The following is a 12,805-nucleotide window of genomic DNA, read 5'->3' as shown; positions in this document are numbered from 1 at the left end:
GCCGCCGTGGCGACGCTCCGATACGGTTTTCCGCCGTCCCGCGGAACGGAGGACAAATGCTGTCGCGACAGTTCGTCCGGGAGAATCCGGAGACGGTGCGGGCTGCCCTCGAACAGAAGGGCGTCGATGTGGATCTGGACCGCCTGCTCGCGGTCGACGAGGAGTGGCGCGAGCTCAAGTCGCGCGGGGACGACCTGCGCCACGAGCGCAACGAGGTCTCCTCGCGGATCGGCGAGCTGAAGCAGTCCGGCGAGGAGGAGGCGGCCCAGGAGGCCATCGAGCGCTCGAGCGAGCTGAAGGCGGAGCTGCAGGAGGTCGAGGCGCGCGCCGACGAACTGGAGACCGAACTGGAGCGCCGACTGCTGGAGCTCCCGCAGATCCCGCAGGACTCGGTCCCGGTCGGCGCGGACGAGTCGGAGAACGTCGAGCGCCGCCGCGAGGGGTTCGACGACTTGCGCGGGCTCCCGGAGACGGTCGTTCCGCACTACGACCTGGGCGAGGAGCTGGAGATCCTCGACTTCGACCGCGGCGCGAAGGTCTCCGGCGGCGGCTTCTACTTTGCCAAGGGCGACGGCGCCCGGCTGGAGCACGCGCTGGTCCAGTTCATGCTCGACGTCCACCGCGAGCAGGGGTACCGCGACGTGTTCCCGCCGATCCCGGTCAACTCGGCGTCGATGCGCGGCACCGGCCAGTTCCCCAAGTTCACCGAGGACGCCTACCGGATCGAGGGCGACAACGCCGACGAGTACGACGACGAGGACCTCTGGCTGCTCCCGACCGCGGAGGTGCCCGTCACCAACATGCACCGCGACGAGATCCTGCTGTCTGAGGACCTCCCGCTGAAGTATCAGGCCTACTCGCCGAACTTCCGCCAGGAGGCGGGCGAGCACGGCACCGAGACCCGCGGCATCGTCCGCGTCCACCAGTTCAACAAGGTGGAGATGGTCAACTTCGTGAAGCCCGAGGCGAGCGACGAGCGCTTCGAGGGCCTGCTCGACGAGGCCGAGGAGGTGCTCCGCCGGCTCGACCTCCCGTACCGCATCCTGGAGATGTGTACCGGCGACCTCGGCTTCACCCAGGCGAAGAAGTACGACATCGAGGTGTGGGCGCCCGGCGACGACATGGCGGACGGCCCCGAGCAGGGGGGTCGATGGCTGGAGGTCTCGTCGGTCTCCAACTTCGGGGACTTCCAGGCGCGCCGCGCCGGCATCCGGTACCGCGAGGAGCACCACGAGTCGGCCGACTACCTCCACACGCTCAACGGCTCGGGGCTCGCGGTCCCTCGCGTCGTCGTGGCGATCCTGGAGTACTACCAGAACGACGACGGCACCGTCGACGTCCCGGAGGCCCTACAGCCGTACATGGGCGGGACCTCGGTCATCGACGGCCACGACGCGGTCGGCGAATCGGCGCTGGGCGACGAATAGGTCACGGACGTCGGTGGCTGCGGCGTCTCTCACCCGGACGTCGATACTTCTGACCGGGACAGTAGCACCCGGAAAGCCCCAGCAGGCTGTCCAACGCTCGGCGCGCGCGAGTGACGCGCGCGAGGGAAGCCCGCCCGCGGCCGGAGCATCGCGGAGGCCGCGGGCGGCTGAGGCTGGGGAGGCGTGAGGCCACGCTTGACTCGACAGCCGGCGTAGAGAGTCACCGAGCAACTGACCGCGATGGCTGACTCCACAATCCCGGTCCTGGCGGACTGAAAGGGCGAGGCCGGTCGCGGGCGCTCAGACGACCCCTATCGGCGCGGGCGGTGTCTCCAGCGCGCCACTGCACGCTGGAGAGCAGCGAGACGCGGTTTGTCTCGCCCGCCGGAGAGCGCCGATATGTCGCTGAGCGCCCGCGAGCGGTCGAGGGCTTTCTGGGTGTTGTCGGCAAGCACAGCAGAACGCTTGATCACACAAAAACCGACGTATGGCGAGCGGTCGAGGGCGTTCTGGATGTTGGCGGTGAGCACAGCAGCGCGCTTGACTGATCCAGAAAAATCGTCCGACGACTGGTCCGAACCGCTCCGACCGACTGCTTAGCTCTCGCTCGCCTCGTAGACGACGCGCACGTCGACGGAGACGCTCACGTCGCCGGTCTCGACGCCGGTCGCGGCGTCGCCCGCCTCGGCCGTTTCTGCCGCGTACCGCGTCGTGTACGGGTTGACGCTGGTCTGTGCGGTGGAGACGGCGTAGACGCCGTCGACGGTCAGCCCGGAGCTGTTGGCCAGCACCGCGGCGTCGGCGTCGGCGTTCTCCATCGCGTTCTCCAGCGCCTCCTCGCGGAGTTCCTGCTCGCGCTCGTCGCTCAGACCGAAGCTGATGCGGTCGACGCCGTCCGCACCGGCGTCGACGGCCACGTCGATCACCTCGCCGACCGCCTCGACGTCGTGGAGCACGACCTCGTAGCGGTGCTGGCCCTCGTAGGTGGTGACGTTCGGTCGCTCGCGGGACTCCCGCGTCTCGCGGATGGAGTAGTACTCGGTGCGGATCCGGTCCTCGGCGACGCCCCACTCGATCAGCGCGTCGCGCAGGCCGTCGTCGCGCTCGGCCAGCGACTGGCGCACCTCCTCGGGGTTGTCGCCGGTCGCGAGCACCGACACCGTCAGGGTGGCGCGGTCCGGTTCGGCGGTCGCCTCCCCGCCGGCGCTCACCTCGATGGTGCGCTCGGGGGCGTCCTCGCTCGTCGTCGACGCGTCCGTCTGCCCGCCCGCGAGCCCCGCGCAGCCGGCGGTCGCCAGCAGCGCGACGGCCGCGAGCGCGGCCAGCAGCTTTCGTGTTCGTCCGTCCATACGCGACCCGTCGCACCCCGGCTCCCTTAACGTGCCGTTGACACAAAGAGCGGTTTGTGTCACGGCCGGCGGGTCGCCCTCGGCCGGTTCGGCCGCTCTCCGGCGCTCAGGTCGCTCGCTCGACCGCGACGATCCGGACCTCCACGGTGACGGACGTGCCGGTCGCGGCCTCGATCCGCTGGTCGAGCCGGTCGGCCAGCCCGGAGACGGTTCCGCCGGGCTCGGCGCCGACGGTGACGGTGACGCGTTCGAGCTCCAGCGGCGGGACGGTCCCGGTCCGGTGCAGCTCCAGGTCCAGCAGGTCGAGCTGTGCCTCCGCGCGCTCCAGCTCCTCGCCGACGGCCGTCCGCACCTGCTCCTCGGTCGTCGCGGCCGCGTAGGCGTCGTAGGTGACGCCGCCGAGGAACACCGAGAGGAGTGCGATGGCGGCCACGAGCACCGTCGCGCGCTTGATCAGCGCCGACTTCGCCTCCGCCTGTCGGAACCACGAGTCCGGGCGGTACCCCTCGTACCACAGCATCACGAGCGCCGCGAGGTTGATCGAGAGCACGTTCACGAGCACCAGCACGCCCGCGCCGATCGCGAGCCGGGGGATGTTGAACGCGATGCCGATGCCCACCGCCGCGGCCGGCGGGATGAGCGCCACCGCGATCATGACGCCGACGAGCGCGGAGGAGACGCCGGTGATGAGCGAGACGATGCCCGCGATGCCGGCGCCGATGGCGACTGCCAGCGCCAGCACGTTCGGCGCGAGTCGCTCCGACACCTCCGCGAGCGCCAGCGGGTCCATCCCCGGCGGAACGAGATTCAGCGTCCGGAGGCCGGCGGCGAAGACGGCGGCGGCCGCGACCGCGAGCCCGACGCCGAGCGCCTGCAGCCGGATCCCCTTCCGGAACAGCTCGTCGTCGTCGACCACGGTCCCGACCGCCGCGGACATCGCCGGGCCGATGAGCGGCGCGATCACCATCGAGCCGACCACCGTGGCGGGCGAGTCGAGGAGCAGTCCCGCGGTGGCGATCACCGCGGAGACGACCGTCATCAGGACGTAGGTGCCGGTGCCGGAGACGAGGTTCTCCGCCTTCGTCTGCAGCTCCTCGCGCGCGATCCGGTCCTCGCTCCGGTCCGACTGCTCGGCGTAGCTCTCCTCCAACTGCTCGAAGCGTCTGGAGATGACCGTCTCCGCCGAGACGATGACGGTGTAGGTCCGCTCGTCGATGCCGGCGTCGCGAAGCCGGTCGAGCACCGGTTCGACCGCGGCCGTCGGCAGGGGGAACGTGACGACCGCGGTGAACTCGCGGCCGCTCGTCTCGTCGGTCACGACGTAGTCGATCCCCTCCTCGTCGAGCGCGTCGATCACCGCGGCCCGCTTGCCGGCCGGGATCATCACCTGTACCAGTCGCACGTCCGTCTCTCTCCCGCGGACGGCTTAAAAAGCGGGGACGGGCGGTCCGCGTCGCGCGGCGCCCGTCGCGGCTCTCACTCGGGCGCGCGCTCGGCCAGCACCGGGATCGCCGCCAGTTTCTCGTCGTCGAGCGCGTCCCAGTCCACGCCCCGTGGGCGTTCGAAGGGCGTCCCCGTGCGGATCGTCCGCTCGGGGGTACAGATCAGGTCCATCGGCACGTCGTGGGCGTCCGGCGCGGGCGCGTCGGCGGGGTCGAGCACCTGTCGCTCGTGGACCGTGGTCGCGACGGTCGTCTCGGGGCCGACGGCGTCGAGCTCGGCCAGCATCGCCCACTCGAGGTCGCTGTACCCCTCGCCCTTGCCGACCCGCGCGCCCGCCGGCGTGACCGCGACGGAGCCGGAGACGATCAGGTCGATGTCGGGGACGTCCTCCGGCCCGACCGGCACGCCGTGTTCGGAGATGCCCGAGACGGTGGTCGCGTCGTCCACGTCCGGCACCGCGTCGGGGTCGAGCTCCAGGAACGGCTCCGGGTCCCGGAGTCGGGGCTGTGCCGCGTAGACGGTCTTCCCCGCCCGCAGCGCGGCCCGCCGAACCGGCAGCTGCGGCGCGTCGGGGTTGCACTTCAGCGTCGCCGCGGCGGCCCACTCCTCGGTCGCCGCCAGTCGCTCCGCCGCCTCACTCGCGCCCGCGAAGTTGGGGATGCGGCCGTGCGGCGGGAAGGGGAACCGCGCGATCCCCTCTGCCTCCAGCGCGTCCCAGACCGACTCGCGAACGGCCTGCTTGTCCATGCCCCGCGATGGGTCGCGGGAGGCAAGAACGCACCGACGGCGGCGGCGTCCGACGCCGATCCGTCGCAACGTTTATGTATTGAGTGTGGGATGTTCGGCCGACATGCTCGAAGACGGACTCTCGTACCCCGTTCGGGGCGACTGGATCGGACGCGTGATCATCGGCGGCGTGCTGGGCTTCCTCTCGTTCCTGCTGATCCCGGCGTTCGCGCTGATGGGGTATCTGGTACAGGTGCTGGAGACGACCGTCGCGGGCGCCGAGGACCCGCCCGAGTTCGAGGCGTGGGGCGACCTGCTCGTGAAGGGGATCGTCGCGACGGCCATCGCGCTCGCGTACACGATCGTCCCGCTCCTCGTCTACTTCGTGTTCGTCTTCGTCGTGCTCGGCGCCGGCGGCGCGATCGGTGGCGACGCCGGCGCGCTGGTCGGCAGCCTCGGCGCGATCGCCGCGCTGGCGTTCCTGCCGGTGCTGTTCCTGGTCTACTACGCCGTGCCGGCGGCGCTGACCGCCTACGCCGCCCGCGGTTCGGCGGGCGCGGCGTTCGACGTGTCGATCCTCCGGCCGGTGCTTTTCAGCACGGAGTACCTCGTGGCGGTGCTGTTGCCGATCGTCGTCACGTTCGTCCTCTGGATCGCCACCCTGGTGCTCGCGGTCACGGTCGTCGGGATCGTGCTCCTCCCGTTCCTGCAGTTCTACGGGCAGGTCGCGATCTTCCGGATGTTCGGCACCGCCTTCGCCAGCGTGAGCGACCGCGTCACGCTCGGCGGAAGCGGCACCGCCTCGGCCGCGGTCTGACGCCGCGACTCGGCCGCAATCGTCGCGCCGCGACCGTCGCGACTCGGCCGCGGTCTCACGCTGCGACCGCCGCGACCGCCGCGGCGCAGGAGCCGGCGGCACCGCCGGAGCACCTTTCCTGTTCGCGGCCGAACCGTCGACCGCCATGTCCGAGGACGTGACCGTCGACTTGGAGGTAGAGGTGGAAGTGGACGCCGACGAACTGGAGGTCGAGCGCGAGGACGCCGAGTTGATCGAGGCGAGCTACGAGGCGAGCGGCGTCGAGATCGAGATCGAGGCCGAAGTCGAGACGCACGGCGGTGAGCGCGGTTCGGAGGCCGCTGACGCCGACGAGGCGGACGAGGAAGAGGAGGACGCCGACGAAGCGGACGAGGAGAACGGCGGCTACGAGGACTTCGAGTAGCGCGGTCGCACGTCCCCTCCTCTCCGTCCCTTCGACCCGCATCCGCGCCTTTTACCCGCGACGGCGGCCAACGGCGGGTATGTCCGACCCACGCGTCCCCGGCGAGGGGAGCGTCATCGAGCTTCCCTGCGGCGAGACGGTCCGCTTCGGCGACCTCGACCTCGGGATGCGCGAGTACCAGTGTGACTGCGGCGACGCGCACGCGGTCGTGATGGACGTCCATCCCCCGGAGCGCTTCCTCCCCGACTTCCTGGTCGAGGTGCTGCGGGAGGCCATCGACACGACCAGCGAGGAGATGCGGGAGTTCGGCACCCCGCACCTCATGGGCATCGTGATGGAGGAGTTCCCCGAGGCGGTCGTCGCGGAGGACGCCTCAGAGGACGCGGACGTGGGCTACGCGCTCGTGTGGGTGGCCGACTTCGACGCCCGCCGGCTCCACGAGGTCGTCGTCGAACTCGTGATCGAGCTGATGGAACACGCCGTCAGCCACGGCGAGGACGAGGGCGCGCTCCGCGAGTTCGAGGGGATGATGCACGAGTTCGACGTGAGCGCGTTCGTCGACCAGTACCGCGACGAGCGCGATCTCGACGCCGAGGACCCCTACGCGTAGTCGTCTCGCAGCCACGCAGTCGGTCCTTCACGCCCCGACTTACTGCAGGTCCGCGGCCTCGACTATCTCCGCGAACTCCCCGCTGAGGTGCGCGAGCGCGGTCCAGTGGATCGTCTCCGGATCGATGCGCTCCCCGTCGAGTTCGCGCTCGTGGGCCGCGGTCGCGTCCCGGACGAGCAACACCTCGTAGCCGCGGTTCTCGGCCATCCGGACCGTGGTGGAGACGCAGTGGTCCGTCGTCAGCCCGCAGACGACGAGCGTCTCGGCGCCGCGCTCGCGGAGCCACTCCTCCAGCCCCGTGTCGAGAAACGCGCCGTTGACGGACTTCTCGAAGACCGCCTCGCCGTCGAGCGGTTCCAGTCCCGGCTTCCACGCGAAGCCCGGCGACTCGGGGCGGAGCGGGGAGCCCGACTCGGTGGAAGCGTGTCTGACGTGCGCGACCGGCCGCCCCGCCTCGCGCCAGCGCCCGAGCAGGTCGGCCGCGACCGCCTCCGCGTCGCGGTTGTTGCGCTCGCCGTACGCCGGCCCGTCGAATCCGCGCTGGAAATCGATCAGCAGGAGTACGGCGTCGTCGAGCTTTCGATCCAGCGGACGCCGCTCGCCGTCCTCAGACATCGCGGACGCCCCCGTCGGTCGCGGGCGCGCCGCCGCGGTCGCGCGGCGCGGTGCCGTCGTCCCCCGAGTCGAACCGCCGCCACGCACCCGGCTCCAACAGCCAGTCGTCCACCTTCGGATGCTCGCGGTCGACGGTCATCGGGCAGGCGTCGGGCGCTTCGTCCTCCTCCTCGCGGAAGAGGTACTGGGGCCACTCGCGGTCGCCGGCCACGCCGTAGTCGCCCAGGTCCGCGTGCGGACAGACGCCGTCGTACTCCTCCAGCCGTCCCTGGATGACCTCGCGGGCCCGTTGTCCGGCCTCCGTGTCGGCGGTGACGCCCTCGAAGACCGCCCGCGGCTGGAAGGTTATCTCCAGTCCGACCGGGCAGTACCGGCTCCGACGCTCGTCGTAGAAGGGCGCTCGACAGGTCGGGAACAGGGGCTCGCCGCCGAAACAGAACTCCCAGTAGGGGTCGTCGGGGTCGGTCGGCACGTCCTCGGGCCAGGGCTCGGGGTCGTGGACGTGGAGGAACTGCAGAACGTGCCACAGCGCCTCGTGGTAGTCGGCCTCCGAGAAATCGTCCGCCGGCGGGCGGAAGTAGGTCACCAGCGGCGCGCGCTCGGCGTGGTCCTCGTAGGCGTCGAGGTACTCCAGCAGGGCGTCGCGCAGCCGGAGCAGGGCCGCGGGGTCGGTCAGCGAGTCACAGACCGTATACAGCAGGTCGCCCTCGCGTTCGGCCTCGATGCCGAAGTAACAGGGGAACGGGGTGTCGTTCCGCTCCCCGAGCATGGACGCGCGGAACGTCTCGTAGTGCCGCTCGACCCATTCGGGGACGCCGTCGTCGATCCTGTCCCGGAGCGCGCTCTGATCCAGCAGGACGCCGTCGATCCCCGGCTCGTTCATGGGGCGAGTTCGGGCAGGTGCGCTCTTGAGCCTTCTGTCCGCCTCGGCGGGACCGATCGCCCGATCAGGCCGCCCCGACCGCTTCCGTCCGGCCGCCCCTACGGCCGCCGGACGCGCACGGTGCCGTCGCTGGCGACGGTGACGAACAGCCGCTGGCGGACCTCCCGGCCCTGCACCGCGTCCCCGGCCGCGTCGCCGACGACCTTCATCAGGTCCGGCGCGGTGTGGCCCACCTTCACGCCCGCCTCGTCGCAGGCGTCGTACACCCGGCTCGGAACGTCGTAGAGGTCCGTTCCGGCCGGGATCTCCACGCGGACGGGCGCGGCGAGCGCCTCCGCGAACGCCACGGTCTCGCGGGCCTTCTCGACGTTCTCCCGCGCGCTCGCCTCGACGCTCGAGACGTTCGCCCTGGAGGTTCCCAGCCGGTCGGCGACGTCGATCTGTCTGAGTCCCCGCTCGCGGAGCGCGAGCACCTCGGCTTGCCGCCGCGTGAGCACGCTCGCGTCCGCGTCGAAGCCGGTCCGGTCCAACAGGTCGTCGGCGTCGACCGCGTCGTCGTCCGCCGGCTCGTCGTCGGCCATGTCTCCCCCGAGGAGTGGCGGACTCAAAAAGCTACAGTCGCGGCGGCCGGCGGTCGACTGAGTGTTGCGCCCACCGGCGATCCTTTATGGAACCCGGCAAATCCCCCCGGTGCGGAAGTCCGGCGCCGGGTGGTGCCGGCGCGAGAACGGTACGGGTCTGTGTGAGGGCTTCCGCGCTTTTCCGCGGAGCTGGACCGCGAAGGCGAGCGACGGCGCCGCCGCTCGGCGCTCGAGAACGGACTGAGGGGAGTAAGCCCCCTTCTGTTCGGCCCGACATTCGGCTGAGCGTCCGCGCCTCGACCGGACTACCAAACGGCGCGGACTTGCACCGGCGAGGATTCGCCGTTCCATCCCTTCCCGCCCGTCGCCGCTTCCGCGGCGTGGCGACGGGACCGTCACCTGTTCCCTCGGTGGGTTCGCTCCCTTCCCTCGCGGGTCGGTTCGCACGTCCGCGGCGGACCGCGGACGCCGCCGGCCGCGACGCGGCCGACGCACCTCATCGGTCGGGGCGGGGGGTCTCGTTTCTGTTCCAGAGCCAGCCGTCTCCGACTCCGGGCTTGCGCCCGGTCGCCCGTCCGGTCGGTGGGGGGACTTTCCTCATGCGTAACGCACGGGAGTCGGGCTCCCTCTGCCCGATTCGGGGTAGCGGACCGGCGCGAATAAGCCGTTCGGTCGGACGAGTGCGCGCCACGGTCCCGGCGACGCGGGCGCCGACACACGGCCGACCGAGACCTCCGCCGGGACCGATCAGGCTCGAGGACCCCGAACAGTCCCCGCGACGACCCCGATGTTTCCGACGATACGTCGCCGTCGAGAGCGTGTCGGCGACGAATCATCGACCGCGCCGGCCAGATCCTTCATTATCGTCCGGCCGGAAGGGAAGGGTTCAAGTCAGCACACCACTACCAAACGTACATGTCCGAGGCGCAGACCGTCGAGGTTTCCTACGAGGACGGCGCTCGTGCGGTCGAACTCGCCCGCGAATCGGTCGAGGCGTTCGTCCGGCAGGGGCAGCGCGAACAGCCCGGCTGTATGCGGGACGCCTTCTACAACCGGACCGGGGCCTTCGTGCGCCTCCAGTCGACGCGGGGTCGCGGTCAGCTCCGCGGGTGCGCCGGCGCCTATCGCGGCTCCGACCAGCTCGGTCACGCCATCGTCGACGCCGCCATCTCGGCCGCGTCCGACGACTCCTGCGGCTCCGAGGTCGGGCCGAAGGAGCTCGACAGCCTCAACGTCTCCGTCTGTATCGTCTCCAACACCGTCCTCACCGACGACCCCCTCGCCGACCTCGAGGTCGGCACCCACGGCGTCGCGATCGACGCCGGCGGGGACCAGTCGTGGCTCTACCCGACGCTCCCGGTCGAGCACGGCTGGAGCGCCGAGCAGTTCCTCGCCCGCGCCTGCCGCAAGGCCGGCCTCGCGGCGGACGCGTGGGAGGACGACGACGTGATGGTCACGCTCATCGAGGGGCAGGTCTTCCGCGAGCGCGACGACGGCGGCGCCGTCGAGGCGCTGTAGCGGCCGGTTCCCGACGGTGGTTCTCCCGCGATCCTCGCCCGCCCGCGAGCCGCGGCTGCGCCGTTCCGGCCCGAAACCCCGAAAAGTGTCGGCCGGCTACTGACGGGCAATGACCGACGACGACACCGCCAAGGAGAGCGTTTTCCTCGTCACGCACGCGGACGACGACGACGCCGTCCTGAAGGACGTCCACGACGGGCAGGTACACACGCTGAGCGACAACCCCGGTCTCGACGAGGACGACGTGGTCGAGGGGCGGGTCGCCCCGGACCCGCCGCTGGAGGTGACCTACCGGCTCGTCGAGGTGGAGTCGCGCCGCACGGTCGCCATCGAGGAGAGCCGCGAGCCGCCGACGACCCAGGAGCGGTCGATCGCCGCCGACCAGGCGGTGGGCGAACTGACCACGGAACCCCGCGCCGGCGAGGGGGAGATCCACGTACTCACCGTCCCCGAGGAGGGCACCGAGGAGGCGGTCGCGGACGTGGTCGAGGACCGCGAGGGGACGCTCTCCCGGGCCGCCCGGCTCGGCGTGAACCGGGTCGAGGTGCGCTCGGAGCCCGGCGTGGTGAGCGTCCGCTACATGCCCTGACCGTCGCCTTCGGTCTCTGCGGGACGCTCGGGGTCGAGGGTGATGGTCGCGTCGGTCTCGATCCGAACGACGGCGTCGACTTCACACAGCGCGTCGACCCCCGTCTCCGGCACGCTGACGAGCCACGCGTCGAACCCGAGATCGCGGACGACCGCGCCCTCGACCGCCGCGACGGCCTCCCGGAGCGGCTCCGGCCCGGCCGCGTCGTCGGTCGACGCGTTCGCGGTCGAGGCACCTTCGGCGGCGTCGCTCCCGACCGCGTCCGGGTCGACCTCCACCACGAGGCCGACTTCCTCGTCCGGTTGCGGGTCGCGCCTGATGCTCCGGACGGCGTGCGAGAGGTACATCTACTCCCCCGCGTCGGCCTCGACGGCCGGATCGATCGGCGCCTCGGCCCCCTCCGCGGCGCGGTCGGCCGCCTCGAACCCCGCGAGGATGCCGCCGTTGAGCGAGCGCTCGGGGTACTGCGCCCGACTCGCCATCCCCGCGTAGTAGACGCCGGGCGCGACCGCGTCCGCGAGGTCGTAGGGGATCACCTTCTCCAGGTAGCCGCGCTCGTACACCGGGGCGGCTCGGGGGTTGCGCGCGACGCGGAACTCCCGCACGTCCTCGTCGGGGTCGAAGTCGGGGAACAGGTCGGCGATGCCGTCGAGCCAGCGCTCCTCGAGCGCCGCGTCGTCGTCCCGCCAGTTCCGCTCCTCGCGTGACTGGACGTAGCTCGCGACGTACAGCAGGTGGTCGCCGCCGTACCGCTCCGGCGGGACGAAGTTCGTGTGCTCGATCAGCGCGCCGAAGGGCGCCTCGTCCGCGACGTTGAGCCAGTAGGTGTCCGTCAGGGGTTCCTCGAGCGTCACCGTCGCACAGACCGCCCCCTGGAAGTCGATGTCGCAGGCGTAGCCGGTGAGCGCTTCGAGGACGTTCGGCATCGCCGCGACGACGACGCCGTCGACCTCCCTGACCGCCTCGCCGTCGGCCGTCTCCACCGTGACGGTCTCGACCGGGCCGCGGAGGTCGGCGTCGGGCGCGGGGTCGGCACTCTCCGCGGAGTCGCCGCCCGCGACCGTCGCGCCCCCGGCGCCCGCGACGCGCGGGTCCGCGAAGCCGACGTTCGTCACGCGGGCGCCAGTGGTGACGTTCTCGCGGCCGACCGCGTCGACCAGCGCGTCGAGCAGGACGCCGAAGGAGCCGTCGAGGTAGCCGAGCACCTCGCCGCGCAGGAGGTCGCGCTCGCCGCGGAACTTGATCCGCCCGAGCAGCCACGCCGCGGAGACGTCCCCCTTTCTGTCGCCGAACTTGGCGTCGAGCAGGGGCTCGAAGAAGTGGTCGTAGACGCCGCGAGTCGTGTGCTCGATCAGGAACTCGTCGACCGGCACGTCCTCGAAGTCGGTGAGGTCGTCGTAGGTGTCGAACGACGGGATCCCGCCGCGCACGTCGACCTCCTGCGTCAGGAGCGCCAGCCGGAACTTGTCGTAGAGGCTCATGTGCGGGTACGCGAGGATCTCCCACGGCTTGTCCAGCGGGTGGACCACGCCGTCGACGTAGTAGGCGTTCTCGCCGATCCGCCACTCGACCCGGTCGCCGACCCCCAGCTTCTCAGCCAGCTCGACGATGGTCTCCTCTGACTTCGAGAGGTGGTGATAGTACTTCTCGATCGGCTGTCCGGCGGTCTCGTGGAGCGCCGCGAGCCCGCCCACCTCGTCGGACGCCTCGAACACCTGCACCTCGTGGCCGCGTTCCTGGAGCCGGTAGGCGGCCGCGAGGCCGGCGATCCCGCCGCCGACGACTGCGTACATGTCCCTCACTCCGCGTGACCGGCGTAAGTGCGTTGTGGAACCCGAGGGATC

General features: G+C 71.2%; 14 protein-coding genes and 1 other RNA gene. 6 read left to right on the top strand and 9 right to left on the bottom strand.

The window, feature by feature from the left end:
* Positions 1-56 precede the first annotated feature (56 nt).
* On the top strand, positions 57-1,427 hold the full coding sequence (serS, locus tag ACZ432_RS06120; protein WP_426964611.1) for a serine--tRNA ligase: 1,371 nt from the start codon (positions 57-59) through the stop codon (positions 1,425-1,427).
* 596 nt (positions 1,428-2,023) lie between these two features.
* On the opposite strand, the gene ACZ432_RS06115 is transcribed toward serS, so the two are convergent.
* The 3 genes from ACZ432_RS06115 to ACZ432_RS06105 form a co-directional block, all read right to left on the bottom strand.
* Complete coding sequence (locus tag ACZ432_RS06115) at positions 2,024-2,776, bottom strand: SIMPL domain-containing protein (RefSeq protein ID WP_426964610.1); 753 nt, start codon at positions 2,774-2,776, stop codon at positions 2,024-2,026.
* A gap of 106 nt (positions 2,777-2,882) precedes the next feature.
* On the bottom strand, positions 2,883-4,178 hold the full coding sequence (locus ACZ432_RS06110; protein WP_426964609.1) for a TIGR00341 family protein: 1,296 nt from the start codon (positions 4,176-4,178) through the stop codon (positions 2,883-2,885).
* Positions 4,179-4,252: 74 nt separating this feature from the next.
* Positions 4,253-4,966, bottom strand: a complete 714-nt coding sequence (locus ACZ432_RS06105; protein ID WP_426964608.1) for a 5-formyltetrahydrofolate cyclo-ligase — start codon at positions 4,964-4,966, stop codon at positions 4,253-4,255.
* A gap of 103 nt (positions 4,967-5,069) precedes the next feature.
* Here ACZ432_RS06105 and ACZ432_RS06100 point away from each other — a divergent pair, with 103 nt between their 5' ends.
* From ACZ432_RS06100 to ACZ432_RS06090, 3 genes are all read left to right on the top strand, one after another.
* Positions 5,070-5,762 carry a DUF4013 domain-containing protein gene (locus ACZ432_RS06100; RefSeq protein WP_426964607.1) on the top strand — a complete coding sequence of 231 codons (693 nt, stop codon included), beginning with the start codon at positions 5,070-5,072 and terminating at the stop codon, positions 5,760-5,762.
* 145 nt (positions 5,763-5,907) lie between these two features.
* The gene (locus ACZ432_RS06095) at positions 5,908-6,165 is read left to right on the top strand and encodes a hypothetical protein (protein WP_426964606.1); all 258 of its coding nucleotides are present in this window, start codon (positions 5,908-5,910) and stop codon (positions 6,163-6,165) included.
* 79 nt (positions 6,166-6,244) lie between these two features.
* Complete coding sequence (locus tag ACZ432_RS06090) at positions 6,245-6,775, top strand: DUF5815 family protein (RefSeq protein ID WP_426964605.1); 531 nt, start codon at positions 6,245-6,247, stop codon at positions 6,773-6,775.
* Between the two features lie 39 nt (positions 6,776-6,814).
* Here the strand turns inward: ACZ432_RS06090 and ACZ432_RS06085 are convergent, their stop codons facing one another.
* The 4 genes from ACZ432_RS06085 to rnpB form a co-directional block, all read right to left on the bottom strand.
* Positions 6,815-7,390, bottom strand: coding sequence for a cysteine hydrolase family protein (locus ACZ432_RS06085; RefSeq protein WP_426964604.1), 576 nt, complete (start codon positions 7,388-7,390; stop codon positions 6,815-6,817).
* Positions 7,383-8,273: a YqcI/YcgG family protein gene (locus tag ACZ432_RS06080; RefSeq protein WP_426964603.1), complete on the bottom strand. Its 891-nt coding sequence runs from the start codon at positions 8,271-8,273 to the stop codon at positions 7,383-7,385. Before ACZ432_RS06080 ends, ACZ432_RS06085 begins: the two co-directional genes overlap by 8 nt.
* Positions 8,274-8,371: 98 nt before the next feature.
* Complete coding sequence (locus ACZ432_RS06075; protein ID WP_426964602.1) at positions 8,372-8,854, bottom strand: Tfx family DNA-binding protein; 483 nt, start codon at positions 8,852-8,854, stop codon at positions 8,372-8,374.
* A 238-nt stretch (positions 8,855-9,092) separates the two neighbouring features.
* Positions 9,093-9,487, bottom strand: an RNA gene (gene rnpB, locus ACZ432_RS06070) — RNase P RNA component.
* 282 nt (positions 9,488-9,769) lie between these two features.
* Between rnpB and ACZ432_RS06065 the strand changes: the two genes are divergently transcribed.
* A complete protein-coding gene (locus ACZ432_RS06065; RefSeq protein ID WP_058366317.1) occupies positions 9,770-10,372 on the top strand; it encodes a TIGR00296 family protein in 603 nt (200 codons plus the stop codon).
* A 109-nt stretch (positions 10,373-10,481) separates the two neighbouring features.
* Positions 10,482-10,961 (top strand): DUF5812 family protein, encoded by a 480-nt coding sequence (locus ACZ432_RS06060; RefSeq protein ID WP_426964601.1) that lies wholly within the window; start codon positions 10,482-10,484, stop codon positions 10,959-10,961.
* Here ACZ432_RS06060 and ACZ432_RS06055 read toward each other — a convergent pair.
* The gene (locus tag ACZ432_RS06055; RefSeq protein WP_426964600.1) at positions 10,949-11,308 is read right to left on the bottom strand and encodes a hypothetical protein; all 360 of its coding nucleotides are present in this window, start codon (positions 11,306-11,308) and stop codon (positions 10,949-10,951) included. The two genes, ACZ432_RS06060 and ACZ432_RS06055, sit on opposite strands and share 13 nt — an antisense overlap.
* Positions 11,309-12,754, bottom strand: a complete 1,446-nt coding sequence (locus ACZ432_RS06050) for an NAD(P)/FAD-dependent oxidoreductase (protein ID WP_426964599.1) — start codon at positions 12,752-12,754, stop codon at positions 11,309-11,311.
* Positions 12,755-12,805 lie beyond the last annotated feature (51 nt).

Source organism: Haloparvum alkalitolerans, assembly GCF_055381565.1.
The sequence above is the reverse complement of the archived record's forward strand: the minus strand, read 5'-3'. Positions and strand labels throughout refer to the sequence as shown.

Coding starts and splice junctions, on each gene's coding strand:
- serS (WP_426964611.1), top strand. CDS start 57: ATGCTGTCGCGACAGTTCGTCCGGGAGAATCCGGAGACGGTGCGGGCT.
- ACZ432_RS06115 (WP_426964610.1), bottom strand. CDS start 2,776: ATGGACGGACGAACACGAAAGCTGCTGGCCGCGCTCGCGGCCGTCGCG.
- ACZ432_RS06105 (WP_426964608.1), bottom strand. CDS start 4,966: ATGGACAAGCAGGCCGTTCGCGAGTCGGTCTGGGACGCGCTGGAGGCA.
- ACZ432_RS06100 (WP_426964607.1), top strand. CDS start 5,070: ATGCTCGAAGACGGACTCTCGTACCCCGTTCGGGGCGACTGGATCGGA.
- ACZ432_RS06095 (WP_426964606.1), top strand. CDS start 5,908: ATGTCCGAGGACGTGACCGTCGACTTGGAGGTAGAGGTGGAAGTGGAC.
- ACZ432_RS06090 (WP_426964605.1), top strand. CDS start 6,245: ATGTCCGACCCACGCGTCCCCGGCGAGGGGAGCGTCATCGAGCTTCCC.
- ACZ432_RS06085 (WP_426964604.1), bottom strand. CDS start 7,390: ATGTCTGAGGACGGCGAGCGGCGTCCGCTGGATCGAAAGCTCGACGAC.
- ACZ432_RS06080 (WP_426964603.1), bottom strand. CDS start 8,273: ATGAACGAGCCGGGGATCGACGGCGTCCTGCTGGATCAGAGCGCGCTC.
- ACZ432_RS06075 (WP_426964602.1), bottom strand. CDS start 8,854: ATGGCCGACGACGAGCCGGCGGACGACGACGCGGTCGACGCCGACGAC.
- ACZ432_RS06065 (WP_058366317.1), top strand. CDS start 9,770: ATGTCCGAGGCGCAGACCGTCGAGGTTTCCTACGAGGACGGCGCTCGT.
- ACZ432_RS06060 (WP_426964601.1), top strand. CDS start 10,482: ATGACCGACGACGACACCGCCAAGGAGAGCGTTTTCCTCGTCACGCAC.
- ACZ432_RS06055 (WP_426964600.1), bottom strand. CDS start 11,308: ATGTACCTCTCGCACGCCGTCCGGAGCATCAGGCGCGACCCGCAACCG.
- ACZ432_RS06050 (WP_426964599.1), bottom strand. CDS start 12,754: ATGTACGCAGTCGTCGGCGGCGGGATCGCCGGCCTCGCGGCCGCCTAC.